The sequence below is a fragment of the Sphingobacterium chungjuense genome (genome assembly GCF_011316935.1).
Taxonomy (GTDB): Bacteria; Bacteroidota; Bacteroidia; order Sphingobacteriales; family Sphingobacteriaceae; genus Sphingobacterium; species Sphingobacterium chungjuense.
This window is the reverse complement of record NZ_WLYS01000009.1, coordinates 46,728-69,522: the sequence shown is the minus strand read 5'-3', so window position 1 is coordinate 69,522 and position 22,795 is coordinate 46,728. Positions and strand designations below refer to the sequence as shown.

11 protein-coding genes and 1 pseudogene are annotated in these 22,795 nt (G+C 42.7%); 3 read left to right on the top strand and 9 right to left on the bottom strand.

The window, feature by feature from the left end; genetic code table 11:
- Positions 1-122 precede the first annotated feature (122 nt).
- Both GKO22_RS16060 and GKO22_RS16055 read left to right on the top strand, forming a co-directional pair.
- A complete protein-coding gene (locus GKO22_RS16060; protein ID WP_166336846.1) occupies positions 123-3,068 on the top strand; it encodes a SusC/RagA family TonB-linked outer membrane protein in 2,946 nt (981 codons plus the stop codon).
- A gap of 63 nt (positions 3,069-3,131) precedes the next feature.
- Positions 3,132-4,742, top strand: coding sequence for a RagB/SusD family nutrient uptake outer membrane protein (locus GKO22_RS16055; protein ID WP_206367936.1), 1,611 nt, complete (start codon positions 3,132-3,134; stop codon positions 4,740-4,742).
- 459 nt (positions 4,743-5,201) lie between these two features.
- Here the strand turns inward: GKO22_RS16055 and GKO22_RS16050 are convergent, their stop codons facing one another.
- From GKO22_RS16050 to GKO22_RS16010, 9 genes and pseudogenes are all read right to left on the bottom strand, one after another.
- Entirely contained in the window at positions 5,202-5,825 is a 624-nt protein-coding gene (locus GKO22_RS16050; RefSeq protein WP_166336844.1) for a glycoside hydrolase family protein, read from the bottom strand.
- A gap of 636 nt (positions 5,826-6,461) precedes the next feature.
- The gene (locus GKO22_RS16045; protein ID WP_206367935.1) at positions 6,462-8,528 is read right to left on the bottom strand and encodes a phospholipase D-like domain-containing protein; all 2,067 of its coding nucleotides are present in this window, start codon (positions 8,526-8,528) and stop codon (positions 6,462-6,464) included.
- Between the two features lie 66 nt (positions 8,529-8,594).
- Entirely contained in the window at positions 8,595-9,872 is a 1,278-nt protein-coding gene (locus tag GKO22_RS16040) for a Tat pathway signal protein (protein ID WP_166336842.1), read from the bottom strand.
- A complete protein-coding gene (locus GKO22_RS16035) occupies positions 9,869-10,333 on the bottom strand; it encodes a fascin domain-containing protein (protein ID WP_166336840.1) in 465 nt (154 codons plus the stop codon). Before GKO22_RS16035 ends, GKO22_RS16040 begins: the two co-directional genes overlap by 4 nt.
- Before the next feature lie 529 nt (positions 10,334-10,862).
- A pseudogene (locus GKO22_RS16925) lies at positions 10,863-11,030 on the bottom strand (glycoside hydrolase family protein); the annotation flags it as partial.
- 1,094 nt (positions 11,031-12,124) lie between these two features.
- Positions 12,125-15,190: a beta-L-arabinofuranosidase domain-containing protein gene (locus GKO22_RS16025; RefSeq protein WP_166336836.1), complete on the bottom strand. Its 3,066-nt coding sequence runs from the start codon at positions 15,188-15,190 to the stop codon at positions 12,125-12,127.
- A gap of 174 nt (positions 15,191-15,364) precedes the next feature.
- On the bottom strand, positions 15,365-17,539 hold the full coding sequence (locus GKO22_RS16020; RefSeq protein ID WP_166336834.1) for a S9 family peptidase: 2,175 nt from the start codon (positions 17,537-17,539) through the stop codon (positions 15,365-15,367).
- Positions 17,532-18,923 (bottom strand): aminopeptidase P family protein, encoded by a 1,392-nt coding sequence (locus GKO22_RS16015; protein ID WP_166336832.1) that lies wholly within the window; start codon positions 18,921-18,923, stop codon positions 17,532-17,534. Before GKO22_RS16015 ends, GKO22_RS16020 begins: the two co-directional genes overlap by 8 nt.
- Positions 18,924-18,953: 30 nt before the next feature.
- Positions 18,954-21,677: a DUF5695 domain-containing protein gene (locus GKO22_RS16010; protein WP_166336830.1), complete on the bottom strand. Its 2,724-nt coding sequence runs from the start codon at positions 21,675-21,677 to the stop codon at positions 18,954-18,956.
- Positions 21,678-21,877: 200 nt separating this feature from the next.
- On the opposite strand from GKO22_RS16010, the gene GKO22_RS16005 reads away from it, so the two are divergent.
- Complete coding sequence (locus GKO22_RS16005) at positions 21,878-22,741, top strand: helix-turn-helix domain-containing protein (protein ID WP_166336828.1); 864 nt, start codon at positions 21,878-21,880, stop codon at positions 22,739-22,741.
- Positions 22,742-22,795 lie beyond the last annotated feature (54 nt).

Here is a 22,795-nt window from a genome sequence, read left to right as displayed (position 1 = left end):
GGTTAGCGTAACCTTGTATCTGCACGTTAAAATCCGAATAGTATAGGGTAATATCGGCGTGAAGCTTCCTAAATATAGCTGCTAACTTGGCCGGCAGCAATAACTATTAAAATACGCGAATTATGAATAGATTCCATTATTTACTTTTTCTACTGTTGCTTAATATAGGAATGGTGTTCGGCCAAGAGCAAAAATCGCTCACGGGGCAGGTCGTTGACGAAGCTGGAAATCCAGTACAAGGCGCCACCATCTCATTAAGCAATTCACCCGAAAAATTTTCCAGTAATGCAGCGGGCCAGTTCACGCTGCGCTACACAGCTGGAGCTACAATGACTGTAAACTCCGTAGGACACGTTGAGTTTACACAAACTTTGACCGAGCAAACCACCTTGACCGTACGCTTACAAACATCTTCTGAAGAACTAGAACAGGTTGTTGTCGTAGGTTACGGTACACAACGTAAGGGCGAAACGACGGGATCGGTCGCCAGTGTAAAATCCGAAAGCTTTAATCAAGGTGCCGTGATCGATGCCGGACAATTGATTCAAGGTAAAGTGGCCGGTTTGCGAATCACCACACCTAGTGGTAATCCAAATGCGACAACGCAGATCAATCTACGTGGTTTGAATTCAATACAAGGTGCAGTCAATCCATTAGTGATAATCGATGGTGTACCGGGAGAATTTAATTCGGTCGCACCAGAAGATATTGAATCGGTCGATGTGATGAAAGATGGTTCGGCTGCAGCGATCTATGGTACACGTGCTACAGGCGGTGTCATCTTTATTACTACGAAGCAAAACCGATCTACCGATGGGCGTACGAGCATAGAATACAATAACTATGCAAGTTTGCAAACACTTTTTCGCGTGCCAGATTTGCTGACTGCCGACGATTACCGTCGGTTGATCACCGAGGGAAAACCTTATGAAGATTTGGGGCACAGTACGAACTGGATCGATGAGGTAACACAAAATCCATTCAGCCACAATCATAACCTGACTTTGTTTGGGGGCAATTCTAGAACGAACTTTACGGGATCCGTCAACTACAGAGACTGGGACGGGATTTTGTTGAAAAGTGGTCAAGAACGCTTGAATGTGCGTGCGGATTTGAATCACGATATGTTCGATGGCAAATTGCGTACTCGCATGCAAGTCATCAGCAATACCATAAGCTCTAAACAAGGCGGAAGTTCGGATTATATGTGGCGCCAAGCCATGATTCGCAATCCGACGGATCGCATTTTTAATGATCAAGGAAAGTGGCAAGAGAGTAATGCCTATATGTATGATAATCCGTTGGGAATGATCCATGAAACAGTGAACGATCGCATGTTTCGCGAAACACGATTGAATGGCTCATTGGACTATCGTCCTACCAATGATTTAAGTTTCAAAGCTTTATTTTCTAGGGTACAAGACAACGATTTGACAGGAACTTCTACGTCGTTTGATCACGTAAATACGACCAAAAATAACTTAAATGGTACGGCTTCGCGCTGGACACAAGCTGGCGTAGAAAACCTGATGGAATTGACCGCAAATTACAACAAGCAGATTGGCGATCATCGTATTGTCGGCTTGGCGGGTTACAGCTGGCAGCGCAATATGTTCGAAAATTTCAATGCGTATAACTTCAACTTTCCTACTGATGAATATAGCTACAACAAGCTAGAGGCAGGCCGTGCTTTGCAAAATGGATTGGCTACGATGGCCAGTTACAAGCAAGAGTCTACGTTGATCGGATATTTTGCTCGGGCGAACTACAGCTATAAAGAGAAGTATTTGTTGATGGCCAGTATTCGTCGCGAAGGATCCAGTACGTTTGGCGAAAACAATAAATGGGGAAATTTCCCAGCGGTCTCCGTGGGATGGGATATGGCCAAAGAAGATTTCATGGCCAACCAGAATATCATCAACCAATGGAAATGGCGTGCAGGTTATGGTGTGACCGGAACGATTGCGGCATCACCATACAACTCGCAAATCAGTTATAACTATACATTAACGGAAGGCGCGTACATTAATGGTGCTTGGGTACCCGGATTTGTACCAGCGCGTAACTTCAACCCAGATCTACGCTGGGAAAGAAAGAACGAGTTAAACGTGGGAGCAGATTTTAGTTTATTTAATAACCGCGTTACCGGTGCATTAGATTACTATTCCCGTCAGGTAAAAGACTTGTTGTATATGTTCCAAGTACCCGTGCCGCCATACCTTACATCTTCTATGTTCTTAAATGCGGGCGAGATGAGTAACAGTGGTTTTGAGGCTTTAGTGAACGTAGATGCTGTCAACAAAGAGCGCTTCAAATGGAGAACCACCCTGGTGTTTTCTACCAATAAAAATAAATTACGCAACCTATCCAACGATCGCTTCGGGGTAACACAGGAATTCTTTGATGCGGGCTACACGGGTGAACCGATTCAAACATTTACACACCGTGTGCAAGTGGGTAGAAGTATTGGTGACTTCTTTGTATACAAAACAGTAGGAGTGGATGAAGATGGGAAATGGTTGATAGAAAGTCAGGAAGGTGATGTTATTCCTATCCAAGATGCTACAGTCGAAGATCGTCAGTATTATGGAAATGGTATTCCAGACTTCAATTTGGGTTGGAACAACTCTTTTCAGTACGGCAATGTAGATATGACGTTGAATTGGCGCGGATCGTTCGGGCATCAGATTCTAAACATGTCTAGAATGTATTATGAGAACCCAGTAAATCCAGCTTACAATGCGTTGCGTACAGCATACGATCCCGTGTATGGTCAGACATTAAACAATGATTTGGTGTACGTATCTCACTATATCGAAAATGGTGATTTCCTAAAATTGGATAACGTGACGATCGGATACACGTTCAACAAGCAATTGATCAAGGGCATCAAATCGCTTCGTATTTACGTTTCGGGATTGAATTTGGTGACGATTACTGGCTACAAAGGTTTGGATCCGGAAGCGACAAGTTACGAAGGAGAATTCCAATTCGCGCCAGGTATCGAAAATCGTGATCGTTATCCAACGACACGTACGTACACAGCAGGACTAAATGTGCGCTTTTAAGTCATTCTACTTAAAGCAGATTAAATTATAAATAAAGCGGAAACGCTAAAAAATATAACCATTATGCAAAAGTTTAAAAGTTCATCTATTGCGCTATGGGGGTTAGTATTAGGCTCAATGGCAGTTACTCCCTCCTGTACCGACCTGCATGAACAGGTATATTCGGAAGTATTAGGAAACACAGTCAATCCGACTGAACGTGACCTGCCTTTCATCTTAGCACCTACGTATGCTTCCTTTCGTTCGTTGATGTTTGGCTGGCAAGGCTATTTTGACTTGCAAGAAGAAAGTGCTGATCATATTATCACGCCTGTACGACCAAATGGCTGGGATGACGCCGGAACGTATCGCCGGATGCACCAACATACGTGGAATACCGAACAGTGGCAGCCTTATAATACTTGGAATCAGGCTTACGCCACGATTACCAAAGTAAATATGGTAATCATGCAGATCGAAGAGGGAACACTGCCTTTACCCGAAGAGGTCGGACTGACGGCGCTCGCCGAATTGAGAGCCACACGTGCGATGGCGTATTATCTCTTGTTGGATAATCATGGTAATGTGCCCATCGTAACAGATTATCGCGATGCAAGCTTACCAGAGCCAAAAACGCGTCAACAGTTGTACGATTTTGTTGTGAAAGAATTGACAGAAGCACTTCCAAACCTGTCTACCGATGTGCGGAGCATGTACGGTAGAATCAATGTCTGGGCCGCAAGAGCTTTGCTAGCCAAGGTTTATCTGAATGCTCAGGTATACATTGGGACGGCACAGTGGGAGAAAGTCATTAGCGAGACCGATGCGATCATTCAAAGTAATGAATACCGCTTGGATGATATCTATAGCGCTGTGTTTTCACATACCAACCAATCTTCTCCAGAAATCATCTTTGCCGTGCCATATGACGAAGTATATGGACAAGGCAATCAGATCCACATGAAAACCTTGGATCCGCTCAGCCGCTTAGTATACGGTATGGCGGCAGGACCTTGGGGTGGCAATTGTGCCGTTCCTCAATTTATAGATAGCTATGATACCGATGATAGTCGTTTGTACGATTCGTGGATACAAGGTCCGCAGTTAAACGCAACTACTGGTGCCGTAGTCATTGACTATGTCAAAAATGTACCTGGAATAGGAGGCGATGGCGTCATTGCGCCAGCTAATACGGGTTACCGTATCGGGAAATATAAGGTAAAGCAAGGCGCTACAAGTAACTTGGATAATGATTATCCTATGTTTCGCTACGCGGATATATTGATGATGAAAGCAGAAGCGTTGTTAAGAACTGGTAGAGCCGATGAAGCGGCAGTATTAGTGAGTCAGGTGCGTGCGCGTGCGTTTAAAGAGCATCCGGAGAAAGCTACGGTTACTGGAGCCCAACTGCTTCAAGGCAGTAATTATAACTACGGCATACAATCCGTAGACGGAACGGTAAATGCGACGAATGGCGGAGCGGATATTCAGTACGGGCGCTTTTTGGATGAGCTGGGCTGGGAATTCACCGCAGAGGCTAGAAGACGACAAGACATCATCCGTTTTGGTGTGTTTCAAACTAAATCTTGGTTTAATCATCGTCCGCATGCGAATGCACAAAGCAGAACGCTATTCCCAATCCCTAATGCAGAAATCAGTAAAAATCCCAATTTAAAACAAAACCCGGGATATTAATATAAAAGTGTGTGTTACATTAGTTTTGAGAGGCTGTCAGATAAGGGCAGTCTCTTTTTTTATGCTGTTTTTTTGAGTTGTAGTTCCTTCATCTAGTCGTATTTACGGGGAGGTCACGACGAAGTGATCTATAGCGGTTATACAGTTGTCGCAAAGCAGGTTATCCAGTTGCTACATGTAGTTATGAGATTACTTCAGCCTCATACCTCGGGTTTGTAATGAGGTTCTTGACACCGTCTTTACGGGGAGTACTTAGCGGCGATCCAATTCTTTTATAGTTAGTAGCTTTTGTAGTTAGCATAGTTGAGTGCGTGAAGAAGTTTCGTGGGTTTCCGGATCATGAATAAAGTTAGATTTTTTGCATCTCAATCCGCTGTACATTTAATATAAATAAAAAAACGGACCTCATGCCTTAGCATGAAGTCCGTACAATATATACTCAATAATAATAGGAAATCCTTATTTAAGCGTCACATCCAAATACACGGAATGGCGGCCATAACTTTCGTAGAAAGGTTTGAAGTCGATCCCATCAATCTGGAATTTCAATTGGCTTGGATCACCTTGTATCGATTGGCTGATGTCTTGCGCATTCAGCGTTACAGGACGCCAATCTTTACGCGCTTCTGGCTCTTGCGCAGCCAATAGTATCGGCCCGTAAAACAAACTGGCGATATTCTGCTGATCCATCACCGGTTCTAAACGGAACTGAAATGGCAACTGCCATTCGATCATATCGCCTTCTTTCCAGTTGCGCGCCAATTTCACATACGATCCAGCTTCCGCTTTCACGTTTTCCAATTTTCCGTTGATTTTCACTTGCACACCTTTGGTTGCCCAAGATGGTACACGTAGATTGATGGCAAACTTACCTTTACCATGTACGGTCAACTTCGTTTGGTCTGTTTTAGGAAATTCGGTAGTTTGCTCAATACGTACATCACGTTCTGTCCACGTTAAGGTAGAAGGAATGAATAGGTTGACATACAGCTCCTTGTTGTCGTTGCTTTTGAAGTAAATGGCGTGTTGTAGTTTGGTGCTGCTTTCAATCGCGGTACCATTACAACACGTAAAACCATTCATTGGTGGTATGACTCTCTTGTAGATGAGATAGTGCCTGTTCGAACCCTATTGTAGTGTTATCAAACTTTCCTGTAGATATGATCTTGCCATCTCTCAAAACAACGACATCAAAATAATCCTTTGAACAATCGATTCTGCTTACCATATTTATATTAATGGTAAAAAATACACCACAGCAGAAGTTCTTATCATAATTTGTTAATCGTAAAAATAGGCTCCTAACTCCTAATGAATTGTTCTAGTATGTGAAAAGTGTAAGAGAACGGACTAACATTGCGAAGGGTTTTTATGACTAAAGACTAAAAATCTTATTCCTTCTATTAGCTGGATCTAAATAACCTAACAAAAATATTTCCTGCAAACTTACGATGACGAATGCATTAGGCCTTCTTTCGAATACGATTTTCTAATTCATTTCTTGGACTCACGGCATAATACGGTTGGACGATTTGACCTGAATTGGCTCTAGAGTTATGAGTAATCAGGAAATGCTTCGAATCGGATAAGCTGATTAACATAGCGATTCCCTTCTTTCTTAGCGTTCATATACCAATAGTAAAAGAAGCTTGTCGAAATCTACTCGGTTTATTTGAGTAAGGATTTCGACAAGTTCAGCATGGAAGATGTAAACTTACTTTACCCCGATATGCTATGGGGTTCAGAATATTTCCATAATGGGTTCCAGTAACTATTAATTAATTCATTCACAGCTTCAGGACCCTCTACTAAATAATTGATTTCTGAAAGAAAACCAGGATAAAGGTTGTCTGAACCAATCACATATACCTCATCATCTACAATCATAATCTTAGCGTGATTCCCTGGTGCTGATTCTACTTGGGTATAGAAGAAGCCGCTAGCCCTTACTACCGACATAAAAGCACTATTTATTTTATCACGATCAGGAGGGACTTCAGATAAAGGTCTTTGTTTTAGCGTAGCCGTTTTGCCTTCTTCAGTTAGATCAGGCCATTTGTAAGTGCTGCCCTCTGTCGTTTTATCTACAGGAACTTGATCCGTATAAAAGAAAGGGGCTACATGCAATCTTTTTAAAGCTTCAACACGTACACCTTCTGGATCCGCAAAGGGCTCGTCAGATTCTATATCATGTGTCATATAATATTTTAACAGCTCAAATGTACGCGAAGCACCAGAACCAAATGAATATTGGTCTCCTGCAACTCCCGCGCCAGCATCTAAAGGCGAAACGACAATTTGTACCTCTAAATTTTTATTGGCAAGTAAAGCTTCTAAAATCCAATTACATACTAGATGTTGTGACCAGCGGGACTTCCAAGCGCTAATTAAATCCATTTGCGATATGCGAATGATACGCTTAGCACCTCTAATTAAAAGTTCTTTCATAAGCTCTGATGCTTGTTGGTAATTCTCGAAATAATCAGGTCCATCCCAGTATTTTCCTACAGTAAGCATGCGTGTAGCTTCTTTATATTCTTCTATCTTATCGTAAGAATCATATACAATACGTTCTTGAAATACATTCAAGCGTAAGTCCTCCAGTGTTCTCAAATCATCTTCGCGAATACTTTCTTGAGTAATTCCATCTACATGTGGTATAAAGGAAACGTGTTCATCATTTTCATCTATTGCAGGTTCAGAACTTATATCTGTGTTACGATGAAGGTCAATTATTGCTTGTTGAGCTGTTTCTACATAATGAGCTGCATCAGTTTCTATTAAAGGATCGCGTGGTAATAGTTCTTCTTCTTCATCTCTGTTCTGCCAAGTTAAGCTATTTACATTTAGCGATTCTTTGGTAAGTAAGTCAACACCAGCTTCCCACATTTTATTCAAAAAGAGTTGTGCGCCATGAGCAGGTTCGCCATGTACTACTGCTGAAACATCGTGTACAGGAGGGTAGCTTCTAAATAAGTCCATATTTAAATTATGACCACCAACTAACGCTTCTGTTCCATCTACACTAATTATTTTGGTGTGGTTCCATGTCAGTCTTGTACCAATGCCATCTAAAACAGCTTCTCCAAACATTGAAGCTTGGATTTTAGACAACAAACCATTGTCCAATCGGAAAAACCGACCCATCCAAATTTCTGGCATCAATTCCCAATGCGATGATCTTGCTCTAAACAATCGAATAAGTGCCGCTTTGAATTCAATGTAATGATAAGGTTGTCCGACAGGAGTAATTGGAGTTTGGCCAAATAAAAACCTAAACTGAGTGCGTTGTGTTCTATCCAAATTCGCGGTCAGTGCAGTATCCATAGCTCCAAGTATAGCTTTCATCCAATCTGGGTCAGGACAATTTAAAGAGGATAAATCACATCTATATTTGGCTTTTTGAATAATCTCAACCAATGCTCTTTCAAAACCAGCTTGGCTTTCAATGGCTTTTGGCATAATTTCTTTTCCAAAAGGCATTCCCCAGATATGTGGAGTATCTATTATTCTAATAAATGATGGTCCACTCCAATGATTAAAGTAAGTTTGAAAATTACCATTTATTTGATCCATAATGGCGTCGTTATTTTCTTCAAACTCTCTCGTGTTGTATGTGGTTGCGTCGGTAGGTCCTGGATCACCTTGATTAAGGTTATCATTGCTTACGGGAATCATAGTCGTGGTCTTTACTATTTTGGCTGGTACCCCTATATTTGTAAAACATGGTTCAGGAAGCTTAGATGCACCTTGAAGAGGAATTACTGGATTAATTTGAGAAGTCATAATTAGTGATTTTAAAATGTTTGAAATTTATTTATGTAACAAAATTTACTTTAGGTAATTCAAGGTTTATAAGAACTTCCATTTTACCCATCCGGCATTTTCACGATCCTTAGTCACAGGGTAAGCCATCTTATAAGGTGGATCACCCACTACATCATCCATATAGTATGTATTGGAAGGGTTGCTTCCATATATAGATGATACTCTACGTACATACGGTCTAAATGCAAAGACACTGGTTCTGATTTCACCACCGCCCATTAAGTCAAACTCTCTATGATCGGTGTTTATTCTTTTACGTAGTGATAAAACATTTTCCTCAACCGCGCTTTTCTGTATAAATTCTGTGCCCCATTTTGTTAGATAAGCTCTTGCCATTTTATAAATAAGATTTGGACTTGCCGTCACATGGCTACTTACCTTATCTGCATTGTATCCAGAGTCCGATGTACTATTTCCTGACACTGTACTATGCCTGCCTCTACATGCGTAAAGCTCGTAATTAATGGGTTGTGGATGTTGGCTTGGTAGTAATGGATCGGTAAGTTGGTTTTTATCGGCTATATATTTCCATCGATTAACAGGCCACCAACTGTCGTTGAAAGTAACGTTATTATCCGTGCCAGTCATAAAGCCATTAGGTCTAGGTACTAGTGCATTAAAAGGTCTATCAGAAGGAAGATTCATATCCCAAGCGTAGATACCTACATAATGCACTACATTGGGTGGCAATTGTGTCATTATGCCATACCACTCGCCAGTTCCTGGTACCGGATCTATAGCAAAAATGTTAATTGGTATTTTTTTAACATCATCATCACCGTACGTATATATAAACCAAGCCGCCATGATACACTCTACTGCACCGCGACTGTGGCCTATAAAATTAAATTGTCGTTTTCCGCTTGCTACGGCATTGTTTGCACCGTGTAAAGCTAATGCTGACATTGATAAGCCAACTATTTGTTGGAGTTTAGAATACTGATTGCCATATGAATACTCTGTACTATATGCGATAAGGTCGGGATCTACATTAAGTGGTCCAGCTAGATCTATTTGCATACCCCAATCTCTCGGTATTGCCCAATCATTTTCGCCTACACCTCTAACAGTAAGGCTGGAGTACTCAGGACGTAAGTCACTTTGATTGGCTCTAATATCGCCAGAAATTTCTGCATGAATGCGCACAGGGATGTATCCACTTTTTTCGCTATAAATATTAGCGTCACTTTCGGGGCGTGAAATTTCACCTTCATCTCTAGTGCAACCGGTACCGCAAAAACAAACTGTAAATACGCTTTCGGGACTGCTAATGTTTTCGTTCAGATTTTCGTTTGAGTTCATGATTGAATAGTGTTTTTGGTTGGAGTTTCGGTTAATAAGTCGATAGGTTGAATAGTGGTGCCACTTTCTGAAAGAAATACAATCTCAAATGATGCCGAGGTAGTTCTTTTAGATGATGATGCTTGAAGCTGTGCATCAGGCAAGGAAAATTCAATGTACTTATGGTTAGAGGCCATTAAGGCAGCTTGATTTTTTCCCCAATCGTACACTTTAAAACGTGCAGCTAAATCAATAATGTCACTAACTGCTGCGATAGGTAATTCGCCATTTTGTTGGTTGATCACATATTTACCATTTTCGGCTAACAAAGCAACATACTTTTCTTCCTGAATAATCATCTGGAAAATTTCGCTAGGACCAATAAGATCACTGTTGGCAGATAGTACCTTGCTTGTAGTTGTACTGACATACTTGCCATTGGTTGCCTTAAAGGCAATTTTTAATTTGGGAGGAGTGTTCATAGTGTGAATTTTAGTTTTAACTATAATTTATTATTAATAAATTTTGATTATTTAATGGTTTATTGTTAATACCTATTGTTTATTACACGTTTTTACGACATAAAGTTTCGTTATATAAAAAAATATTAATGATAATATACCATTGACGTAATAATTTTAAAGCCGGTTTAATTTCATTCAAAAGTTGTATCAATATCGTTGCTGTATGCTCTCACATCTTGCTGATATCACTGAATCGACAATTTCCGTATGGCAGTCGGCTGTTTGTTTTGCTCTTCTGTTTTCATTTAGTTTATGTATTGAGAATGAAGCGAATCCTTTTTTCGCGCTGATAAATACATCACTCTAATCACCGGAAGCCTACAACACATTGACATCCTCTGCCACCTAGATCCTTGCCGCAGGTTCACATCTGTAGTTGTTAACTTCACTAGTACATTGCTTACCGATCCTGATAGATTAAAGGAAAACCCTGCCTCCTCATTGGTCTGTGCGTTAGTCTGGCAATTACAAGTCCATCAGCCTTATTCTACCGAGGATGTTCATCTCGGACAGTTGGATCATTTGAATTGAAGATTAATTTACGCAATAGCGTAGAATTGTCAAGGTTAGTTCCTCCAAGGTTATACGTGAAACTCACAAGAGCATCGAATTGGTTTTGGTTTAGCTTTGTTTTCACCAATCGGTTGACAAACTTTTGGTACGTTTGCGCGAGTACCTATGAAAGCATCTCACTGGCTTACTTTTCAGTCATTGACGAATCCTTCATTTTGACACGTTTATCGTTTGGATTATTGATCACTCCGTGACCAGTAATTGGAGTACCTAATGGATCCAGAGATGGTTTACTAAAGAAACTTCGTATTTCGTGATCAGTGCAAAGCCCTTTGTTAATATTTTCATTTTTCCTCCTTTTTTTGTTGGGGGCATTATTACTTAAAGGGTTGGCAAAGTACTAAGGAAGGTTTTACTTCCTCGGAGCCTACAGAGCCATTTCATACTTCCCATCGTATATTGTACCGCACTTTCCTTATTGGACAAAGCGTTGATCGCGATCGAGTGAGCGAGCATTGGTCTAAATCAAATAGATTATATTGCATTATAGGTGAATTTGCCATAGTATATCTTACTCGTTTCCATTTAGATAAAACAAAAAAAACGAATATCTGTCATGAGGTAAATTATATGCGCAAGGATTGCACAACTAACGCATTTTCGAATGTTTAAAGGAGAATAATGAGTAATAATGTATCGGCAGAACTTACCATAACAGGGTTTTGTCTTGTAAGGTGAACTTAAAACGATATAAGGTATTTAAAATGGGTGGAGAAGATAGGCAGGAATTTAAAGTGTTAGGGAAATAGAAACAGCTTTAGCAGAGACAGTAGATAGCACTATTACAAAAGAAATTAGTAAATCACAATTGAGAATCAGTATTTAGAAGAGATGTTTTGGAAGGATCCTTTTAAATAGAGTAGGAAAATGTAAGAAATATCCATTATTTATGTAAATAGTTCACTTTTAGTGCGGTGCTATTAAAAAAAGGTAGATGATTGAGATTGCTGTAGGCGCTAGGTTTCATTGCCTTGATATTCATCTACTGGCGATAGGAAAGATAACGGCTATGATTCGGAAAGACAAACGAAGGATATATATATCAAAGGTGTCGCTATACTTTGCTATATAGTGCTGCCCTTTCCGAAAGTTATTGTTGGACACTTATCATACAGAAACGGACTTTATACCTTAGTATAAAGTCCGTTTCTGTATAATTACTAACGTTAGTAATTCCTACTTCAATGTCACATCCAAATACACGGAATGGCGGCCATAACTTTCGTAGAAAGGTTTGAAGTCGATCCCATCAATCTGGAATTTCAATTGGCTTGGATCGCCTTGTATCGATTGGCTGATGTCTTGCGCATTCAGCGTTACAGGGCGCCAATCTTTACGCGCTTCTGGCTCTTGCGCAGCCAGAAGTATCGGCCCGTAAAACAAACTGGCGATATTCTGCTGATCCATCACCGGTTCTAAACGGAACTGAAATGGCAACTGCCATTCGATCACATCGCCTTCTTTCCAGTTGCGCGCCAATTTCACATACGATCCAGCTTCCGCTTTCACGTTTTCCAATTTTCCGTTGATTTTCACTTGTACACCTTTGGTTGCCCAGGATGGTACACGTAGATTGATGGCAAACTTACCTTTACCATGTACGGTCAACTTCGTTTGGTCTGTTTTAGGAAATTCGGTAGTCTGCTCAATGCGTACATCACGTTCTGTCCACGTTAAGGTAGAAGGAATGAATAGGTTGACATACAGCTCCTTGTTGTCGTTGCTTTTGAAGTAAATAGCGTGTTGTAGTTTGGTGCTGCTTTCAATCGCGGTACCATTACAACACGTAAAACCATTCATATGCGGATTGCCAAATTGCTTCACAGAAGCCGGTCTGATGGGCACGTGATAGGTGTTGGCCGGACTATCTTCAGCCACGGATGCCAAGATATGATTGTAAAGACCGCGCTCGTAATAATCCATCAGCTCTGGTCGCTGCTCAAACATAAATAAGCTACTGGTCAGTTTCAACATATTGTAGGTCGCACAGGTTTCATTCTGTCCGCCCGCGGAGAATCCATTTTGATATAAAGTAGATGGCTCACCGATGAAGCATTCCGCATTAACAGGATTGCGTGCACCAGCCACACCGCCGATGCTATACATATAATCATTGACCGCTTTGTACCAGAAGTTGTCGGCAATCTTGAAGTAATCCAACTCGTCCGACACGCCGTACATTTCAATGCTACCAACGATCTGCGGAATATGCTGGTTGGCATGTAATCCCCTAAACGTATCCACATTTTTGGCCAATCCGTGCGTACGTGCTGCATTGCCAAAAAACATATCGACATTATCAAACAGCTGCGCTGTTTTCCAGTATTTGCTTTCTCCAGTCAATTGATACAAATGAGCCATGGTTTCGTTCATACCGCCAAATTCACCCGCGATGTACGTATTCCAAATGGCGCGTAAAGTTTCTGGTGGCAGCGCGCTCAAGCGATATTCAACCCAATCGGCCATGCCCGTCGCGACTTCCAAGGCTTTTTTATTTCCCGTCTGCGTGTAGATGTCTAGCAAACCAGCGAGGATTTTATGCAAGGTATAATAAGGCGCCCAAACTTGATTGAGCTGACCACCGTATTTCGCACCTTGCTCTAACATGATGAATTGATCTGGCGGATAGGCGCTGATATATCCTTCGCCCCAGTTCCAATAATCGGTACGAATACCTTCCGTACTCAAATCCGAATTAAACTCGTTCTTGCCCGGACCAGTTGGTACAGCGCGTGGATCTGCCACTGAAGCACCGCCTGCTTTTTGTGGCTTTCCAGACAATTGCGACAGCGTATACAGCGTTTCTACCATTTGGTCGATTTTCTGTTTAAAGTTTGCTTTGAGTGCAGGATCGTAGCCTGTGCTCGCATATGCTTGTGCAATGGCCGTCAGGTAGTGGCCCGTTGCATGGCCACGCAATTTCGTGTCTTGACTATCCCATACGCCCAAAGGTTTTGCGCCAGCTGGTTGCGCAACGCCAAAAGCATTGCGGAACATATATAGGAAATCGTCGGGATTTGTTTCAGCTAAGGTCAAGACAAACTTGTCTCGGTTGGATACAAATGGGTTTTTATCGGTTGCCGAGGTATTATTTAGGGTGACTTCATTCAGTGCAAATGCCGATAAACTGCGACGCGGCGCAGCGGATTTTTTTCTTCCTTTTACCGTGACGAATGCTTTTGGTTGCAAATCAGTTCCCGGTACGCGACCAATAATAGTATAGCTTCCAGCAGCTTCCACCGCCGAGTTGTCGGTAGGAGCAGGCCAGATAACGCGCACTTTTGGTCCTTGCATGCCGTGGCGATAGGTACCTTCCAAGAAACTGGGTAAACGTGGTGCATCGCCCACGGTAGTTTTCACTTCCACGTCAGCTACTTTTTCCAAGTACGCATTGTACAATTGCGCTTGCGTCATCGGAAAAGACTGTAAATTATCTTCTGCCTTAGCACCTTGATTCACCGTGCTGCTGGCACTTTGCCCGCCGTTTTTTGCGTTTGTATAAATCGTCTGTATTTGTCTCGGAGTTAGCGCTACGCGATAAATGCGAAAATCCTTCAACAAGGATGCAATCGGATTGCCGGTGCCGCTGTTGGATTGTCCGAGGGTCAATTTTCTGCTCGCTGCCTGATTACTTTGTGATAAAGTGCTGAAATCTAAATTTACCGGTTTAGTTTCACCCGCTTTTGCGCCGTTTACGTAAACAGATAGGGTTTTGGTTGAAAGATCTACCGTACCAACAAGGTGTACCCATTCGCTGGTCGGCAAGGTTTTTAGCACGGCGCTTTTACTTTCTTTCTCACCTTGCACTGTTACTTCGAAAGAAGGTTTATCGCCTGATCCTTTGATACGACCTGTCACGCGGTGTTTTGCGTCGAATGAGAAATCAAATAGGTAAGATTCCGGCTGCGCCGGAATAAAAATCCAAGTGGAGATACTGAGGGATTCGAGGTCATTTAAGGCCTCGTTTGGTAATTGCAGGTAGTTTTTGCCGGTTCCCGGCAGAGACAATACTTTGCCCCCTTTTTGATCTTTAAATTCAGGTGCTTTCTCGCCGAGATAGCGAGCATGTAAGTTATTTCTGGACCAATCTCTTAGATCACCGCGAAATAAATAGCGAGCAATCATATCCGTTTCGCCGATGCCGTCCAGAATCTGGTCGCCACTTTGGCCAAGAACATGATGGGTTTGCAATAGCAAACCCATCATCATGTATCCAAGTAAATGGGGGAGTCGTTTTAGCATGTTCATCATATACTCTTTAATTTGTGGTAAATTAGAAAGATTAGCGATGAAATTTCCCCCTTATTTTGCTGTTTCCGTGTCGGATATTAACCATTCGCTTTTTGCAATGGCTTCGCCGAATAGTTTAACCGTTTTTGACGTTCATAATAATCCGAGATCGCTAGTTTGCTGCGGCTAATCACGACCGCCTGCTGGGCAATTAGTTTGCAAGAATTTTGTGTATATTTTTGCTAAGTGCTCGGAAGTACCTTCGCCTTCATTAATAGAATGACTGCGGTTGGGGTACGACATCATTTGAAATGGAATACCATGTTTCACCAATTCGTTGATATACACTTCCGCATTCTGATAATGTACATTATCATCTCCCGTACCATGTATCAGCAGCAAATTACCACGCACATCTTTGGCGTACGTGATGGCAGAACCACGGATGAAGTCTGATTCATTTTCTTGTGGTAATCCCATGTAGCGCTCTTGATAAATATTATCGTACAGCAATTGATTGGTGACTGGCGCAATGGAAATTCCCGTTTGGTAAATTTCTGGATATTGACCTAATAAGTGCAAGGTCGTAGCGCCACCGCCGCTCCATCCCCATACAGCCACACGCGTCGGATCAATGAAATCCCATTTCAGGACTTCTTTGGCACCCATGGCTTGATCGCGAATATTCAAATAACCGATATTACGATAGATGGATTTACGCCATTCGCGTCCTTTTGGCGCTGGAGCACCGCGGTTTTCCAATGAAATGTAGACATAACCATCTTCGGCCATATCACCATCGTATAAACGATTCCGTCCGGCGGAGATATTGTCTACCACCGTTTGTGAAGCTGGTTCGCCGTATACGTAAAATACGACTGGATATTTTTTCTTCGGATCGAAGTTGTTGGGTTTCACCATCCAACCGTCCAATTCCACGCCATCAATCGTTGTTACTTGGAAAAAAGTCGCGGTATTGGCATTTGCTGGCGCATCGTAACTACGTTTTGCCGCTTGAATCTGTTTGTGCGAAGGCAGCGCTACCAGCGCTTCCGAGTACATATGTTTACTGCTGCTACTCGTGTAAAAGGCCAACTTCCCGTTCGGCGAAATGCGATACGTGTTTGTTCCGGCATTGGATTGCGGTGTCACCCGTTTGGCTTTGCCACCGCGGATCGCGATTTCGTACAAGTATTTTTGCGTCGCATTATCCGGCGAAGCCGAAAAGAAGATGCGTTCTTGATCTATGTGATCGATCTGGATCACATCAAAAGCATCTTGCGTAATCAACTTTTCTGTTCCATTCAGGTCTATGCTGTAAATCTGGCGAAATCCACCTTTTTCGGATACCCAGATGAATGATTTTCCATTTTCCAACCAATCCCAACCGCTTGGGTCACCGCCGTTCCATCGAGATTTGATATCAATCCATGTGGCATCCGTTTCGCGGTGAATGGTTTTGGTTGAACCATCTATAGCGCTTGCTGTAATAATTGCACTCTCGTTTTGCTTTCTGTTTAAGCGTTGCAATATCACACCCGATCCGTCCGTCAACCATTCCATGCGTGGAATATAATGTTGCGCCGGATCGCCGTCAACTTGGACTTTGACTTGCTTTTTGGCTTTCAGATCGTACATCCAAACGCTGCTCGCCGAAGGATTCAACCCTACTTTTGGATATTCTACCGGGATCGTAAAGGCATACAAACTATCCGTGTTATTAATCATTAGGAAATGACGGGTTTCTTTCGCATCGAGTTTCCAATACGCGATGCGCTGCCCGTCTGGCGACCAACGAAATCCATCCTGCGTGCCAAATTCCTCTTCATATGCCCAATCAAATGTACCGTTGATCATACGATCCGAACCATCTTCCGTGATTTTTACATATTGGTTGTTGGCTAGATTTTCGACATAGATATTGTTCCGAGAAACGTAGGCAACCTGATCGCCTGTCGGCGAGAACTTCGCAAACATCAGCGATGCTGCAGGTAAGTCAGCGCCCAATTGCGTCAGCTTATTAGTCTTCCGGTTGAAGATCCAGTATTCCCCACGCGTATTGTCGCGCCATACTTTTTTGGTGTTGGCAAAAAGCAATAAATCTTGCCCATTGGGTGATACCACAAAGGATTGCACATTCAAAGGTGCTTGCTGACCAGCCGGAATCAATTGTTCTGCTGCAAGAAAAGTCGATGACTTTTTAGCATCTAACAAATGCACCAGTTTGATGCCTGCATCGGAGAATTCATAGTACGCATTGCCATCGGCCGACCATTGTTCTTGCGCGCGTAAACGAGTACATTGAACTTGTAATGCCAACAGGGCAATCCAAGCAAGGAATAAGCGAAGAAGTTTATACATAGCGTGCACGGTAAGATTCTACATCATCAATGGTTTTGATTAAATCGGGGCCCAAAAGTTGATGACCTTCTGGGGTGATTAAGAAGTTATCTTCAAGACGGATACCACCAAAGTTTCTGAATTTTTCTAACTCGGTATAATTCACAAAATCGCCGTGTCGATTGCTGGCTTTCCAATGATCAATCAGTTCTGGAATAATATAAATGCCCGGTTCTACCGTCAGCACAAAACCAGCTTCCAGCGATTTGCCCAGTCGCAGGGATTTCAAACCAAAGGTTTGTGTATCTTTTGGATTGTCTTCGCTGTAGCCCACATATTGCTCACCCAGATCTTCCATATCGTGTACATCCAAGCCCATTAAATGCCCCAAACCACATTGAAAGAACATCGTATGTGCATGATTTTGCACCGCTTCTTCGGGATCACCTTTCATCAATCCGACGGATTTTAGGCCTTCGACCAATATCTTCGCCGCATGTAAGTGTACTGATTTAAAAGAAATACTTGGACGCAATTGCGCTCTCGCACCTTCAAGCGCATCAAGCACAATTTGATATAGGTCGCGCTGCCGACTATCAAATGCAGCAGCTACAGGGAAAGTCCGCGTCAAATCTCCGGCATAACCCATGGCAGTTTCTGCGCCGGCATCTACCAAGACCATATCGCCGTTTTTCAAAGCGTTACTACGGACTTGATTGTGCAATATTTGCCCATGTATCGTGATGATGGGCGGATAAGCCAAAGCACAATCTTGATTGCCAGCGAATGCTTGTACGGCATTCACCAGTTCACTTTCTTTCATGCCTGCTTTGGCCAGTTGCATGGTCAATAGGTGCATTTCTGTAGATACCGCCACCGCACGTTCGATTTCGGCTACTTCTTGCGCTTCCTTAATCGATCGTTGTTGTGCTACCGCACGAATCAATGACACCGAAGGTTGCAACTGGCTTGGTGTCTGATTCAGTAATTCGCTCAACAGTAATTTATTGGCCGATTGGTAAGGCGGTAAGAAATGAATCTTGCGATTTTGCGCGATCGCTCGCCCAATATATTCCGCTAAACTGCTGATAGGCGCGGTTTCCGCTACGCCAACGCGTGCCGCGCGATCGCTCAGCGATTCCTGCGGACCAGTCCATACCAGATCGTCGATGGTCGCTTCGCGACCGAAGATGATTTCTTTGTTTTCATCCAAATCAATTAATCCCACCAAAGCAGGAACGGCTAATCCGAAATAGTAAAGGAAGGTGCTGTCCTGACGAAAAGGATAGGTATTGTGTTCAAAATTAATCGGATTTTCAATATTACCCGGAAAGAGCAGGATGCCCCCAAGAATTTTGTTCTGGAGTGCCTGACGTCGGTTTTGATAGGTTGAAGTCGTAAACATAGTGTACAAATGTATTGATTTAGCTAAAATTTACCGACTTACGCGCTTCAATTTTACCTGTTTCGTTGCCGCAGGAATGGTGTATCCGCCTTGCGCATCCTTTTTGATGCCAACTACTTCGTACGTATCTTGTTGTAGGCGCAAATGTGCCGCCGGATTGTTATTTGCTGATTCTGCGATCGTTAGCGTGATGTCACCATTTTTAGGTTGGTAATCTAGTTGTGCTATCTCACCAGATTCTGCATGAATCATTAGTTGTTCAGGCGCTACAAAAATGCGATTTCGCCCAGCTGTGGTGATTTCGACCTGAACACCTTTTTTGTGTTCGGTTAAGTTACCGCTAAATGCCAACCAGCCAAATTCTGGATGTTGTACGATGTATGTGCCCGCATACGCGGCATAGCCATAAAATCCAGAGCCATAATCGCCGGTAATCCCATCATTGGCCAAGGTAGAAGGATAGGAGTGGAACGCGCCTGGCGCAAAACCTTCTTCCGTGACATTCGCCAGCGCGCCAATCATTCCTGCATGTCCAATACGCAACAAATGGTAATCTTCTGGATTATTACGGTAGGCATCTAAAACTGGAATAGCATTTAAAGCCGATCCATAATGATGCAATTGGCGCTCGATGCGTGACAATTTGCCACCATACACGAAATCCCAGTAACGGCGCGCGCTACCATTGTAGCCCCAATGTGGAACGGTTGGCATATACGCCAAGATTGCATTCAATGTTACGGTCGCTTTATCATCAAAATCAAAATAATCAGACCACATATATACCTCTTCCTGTCCGGTAGAATCCCAAGGCATTTCGCTGCCGAATGGATAATTCAAGGTGCGCCAGTGCTCGGCGCGTTCGCGCATCAAAGATTCCAACTTTGCTGCTTCTCGTGTTTTTCCTTCGCGTTGCAAATCTTGCAGGATAATCAAAAAGATACTGCCTTCCATTTGTCCGTATTGTGCATAGTGCGGTGCTTTTTCTACCATCGCAACCGAAGTTTCGTATGCGCGATCTAAATAGGTATCCCAGCTTTCTTCCGAAACTAAGTGCGGATAATGCCGCGCCAATCGGTAGAATACCCAATGTGCAGCCGCCACGTGCGGATAATTGTACGAGCGACCAATATTGTCCGCTTCTTTCTTAGGCCAAGCCGACCACAACGTATAATTGATGCTATCACTATATGTGCCAGCTGGCATCAAATCTGGTTCGTAGTAAAACAAGCTTTTGACTACGCCATACTGATCCTTGCCGGATTTATGTTGAATATTGCCATACAAAGTTTCATTCATAAAGCGTTTCAGTTTGGCGATTTCATCCGCATTCGGTTGTACCACTTGTTTCATCATCGCGGCTAACCAACTTCCAGCACCAGCCTCGTCGCTCAAGCCGGCATACCACGCGCGTTGCTCTTCCGTGACTTGTCTTTGCACTTCATTATCATAGGTAATGATGGAAGGTGAGCGATGGAAGGGATCATTCGGGTTTTCGTACCATTGCTTGGTCGTGAGGAAATTTCCTAAATCATTGACCACATCACGCTCGGGTTTGATCACCTTATAATGTATGGTTTGTTGTTTTCCGTCGGTGTAGGTTAACGTTACACGCGCGCGCCCCCAGTGATTGCCTTTCACTTGGTAACCAGACCATTTTCCGCTAGCATTTTTGTTTTTTGTGATCGTTAGCGCATTTTCTGGATATATCGCAATGTCTTTGATGTCAGAACCGTATTGCACGAATAGCTTCGCTGGATTGTTCAATGGTACCACAAAGCCTGGCGCACCAACGGCTAGAGGACGTTGGTTTTGCACTAATGTTTGCTCGATTTCGCGGATGCTTGGCGCTAGTGCAAAGCGCAAGGCAAACGTAGCCTTTTCATTCGGTTTCAAGATCCTGGAAGTGGGTTTATTCCATTGTTCTACACCTTTCCAGTCGGTCTCGGCATGTGCTTTACTGTGGATCATCCATTCATGAAAACCTTCGAAGGTAATTCCGCGTGGTGTTGGATCTGTATTGAGTGGGTTGTAGGCTTCGAATGGCGCATTTTCTTCTGGCAAGACCAATAAGCTGACGCCTTTGCCATGCAAATGGTTGACCTGCATATAGCCCGCATCCATACCAATGTATGGATCCATAAATACGTTGTGTGCGTGTGCCTGATCCAGATTTTTGCCGTCCAAATTATTGTTGAAAGGCAACGGTATGCCCAAAGATCCAATTTCGATCGCCTGATCGGACGGATTATGTATATCAAATTGCAAGATCAGATCATCGCCTTTGCGTTTCCAAGTTCTGCTAACATGTAATGGTATATTCGGTAATGTCGGCGTTAAATCTGCGGCCGCTAATATATCTTGGCCTGTCGGCAAGGCTTTGATATCGTGTCGATCTGCCGCGGTGGAGTAATTGGTCCACTCTGTGTCGGATGCTTTTTTGATCCTAAGATTGATGTCTCCCAGATGATAGAATAGGTTACGATCTCTTTTATTCAATAATTCTATTGGTGTGTAGTCAAATGCTGCGTCGCCATCTGTTTGCTGTAGCGAAGAAATGGTTTGAGAAGATTGTAGAATCGCACCTTTCAATTTAGGTAGTGAGAATTTTTGTTCGCCACGATCCACATGCAGCGTGGCAGGTTGCTCGCGCACGGCTTTCCAAACAGGATGTTCATTTTGTTGTGCTTGTAAGGTAAATACGGCCGTTTGCAATAATACCAATAAGGTGGTGGAATATATCTTTGTAAGCATAATTGTGGGAGTGTTGGTCATTTGAGCCAACAAATATAAAAGCTACCATCGCAATTTGTAAACCGGATTTTACCGCATACTATTCAAAAATTAATCACTTTTTGGTCGTGTAAATTTTTTATTATTTTTTGGGAAAATTATTGTGAAGAAATACTTTTTAAGTTTATCTTAGTGTTAATAACTAACACAAACTTCTACTTATGAAACCGATTCAATACAGCGTTCCAGTACCTAAGGATAGGACTGTTTTTATCCAAGAAGACGTTTTGGACAAGTTTTATCCGTACATGCACCGACATGAGGAGCATCAACTCATATGGATAGTAGAAGGGGATGGGCAATTGCTCGTCGACGATAATCTGCACGATTTCCACGAAGGCGATATCTTTTTATTAGGATCTAACCAAGCGCATGTTTTCAAAAGTCGTCCCTTGGGCGAGCGCGTCAGATCGGTGTCGGTATTTTTTAGTGACAAAGGCGCGCTAGCCAATATGTTGCACTTACCCGAATTGAGTGTATTGTTGGATTTTATCAGCAAAAATAAGCGTGGATTTCAAGTGCCGAAAGAACAACTTTCCAGGGTACGTCGCCGCTTTGATATCTTGAAAAAGTCCGATCACATGGATCAGTTGATCAATTTCTGTTACTTACTACGGGCACTTAATTCTGTTTCTTCAGAACTAAAACCTTTGTCAGGCATATCCATCGGCGAAGCAGAAGAGGTAGGATCTATTCGTATTCATACGCTTTGTCGTTATATAGAGCACAATTTCCGGGAAAATATCAGCTTAGAAACCGTATCGGATAAGGCCAACCTCACCCCACAGGCATTCTGTCGTTTCTTCAAACGCAGTACGGGAAAAACCTTTGTCTCTTATCTTAATGAGATTCGAGTAAGAGAAGCCTGTCGTTTATTAGGATCATCTCGTTACGATTCTATTGCGGGTATTGCATACGATTGTGGTTTTAACAGCATTACGAATTTTAACCGCGTATTTCGCAGTATTATCGGTCTTTCACCGAAGGAATATCTCTTAAGTTATCAAAATATTTTACACCAGTAAAATGCCGATGGTTAATATCAAGTAAGGAATGATTAAAAGGTGGTTAGTCGCCCG

Coding starts and splice junctions, on each gene's coding strand:
- GKO22_RS16060 (WP_166336846.1), top strand. CDS start 123: ATGAATAGATTCCATTATTTACTTTTTCTACTGTTGCTTAATATAGGA.
- GKO22_RS16055 (WP_206367936.1), top strand. CDS start 3,132: ATGCAAAAGTTTAAAAGTTCATCTATTGCGCTATGGGGGTTAGTATTA.
- GKO22_RS16050 (WP_166336844.1), bottom strand. CDS start 5,825: ATGAATGGTTTTACGTGTTGTAATGGTACCGCGATTGAAAGCAGCACC.
- GKO22_RS16045 (WP_206367935.1), bottom strand. CDS start 8,528: ATGACTTCTCAAATTAATCCAGTAATTCCTCTTCAAGGTGCATCTAAG.
- GKO22_RS16040 (WP_166336842.1), bottom strand. CDS start 9,872: ATGAACTCAAACGAAAATCTGAACGAAAACATTAGCAGTCCCGAAAGC.
- GKO22_RS16035 (WP_166336840.1), bottom strand. CDS start 10,333: ATGAACACTCCTCCCAAATTAAAAATTGCCTTTAAGGCAACCAATGGC.
- GKO22_RS16025 (WP_166336836.1), bottom strand. CDS start 15,190: ATGCTAAAACGACTCCCCCATTTACTTGGATACATGATGATGGGTTTG.
- GKO22_RS16020 (WP_166336834.1), bottom strand. CDS start 17,539: ATGTATAAACTTCTTCGCTTATTCCTTGCTTGGATTGCCCTGTTGGCA.
- GKO22_RS16015 (WP_166336832.1), bottom strand. CDS start 18,923: ATGTTTACGACTTCAACCTATCAAAACCGACGTCAGGCACTCCAGAAC.
- GKO22_RS16010 (WP_166336830.1), bottom strand. CDS start 21,677: ATGCTTACAAAGATATATTCCACCACCTTATTGGTATTATTGCAAACG.
- GKO22_RS16005 (WP_166336828.1), top strand. CDS start 21,878: ATGAAACCGATTCAATACAGCGTTCCAGTACCTAAGGATAGGACTGTT.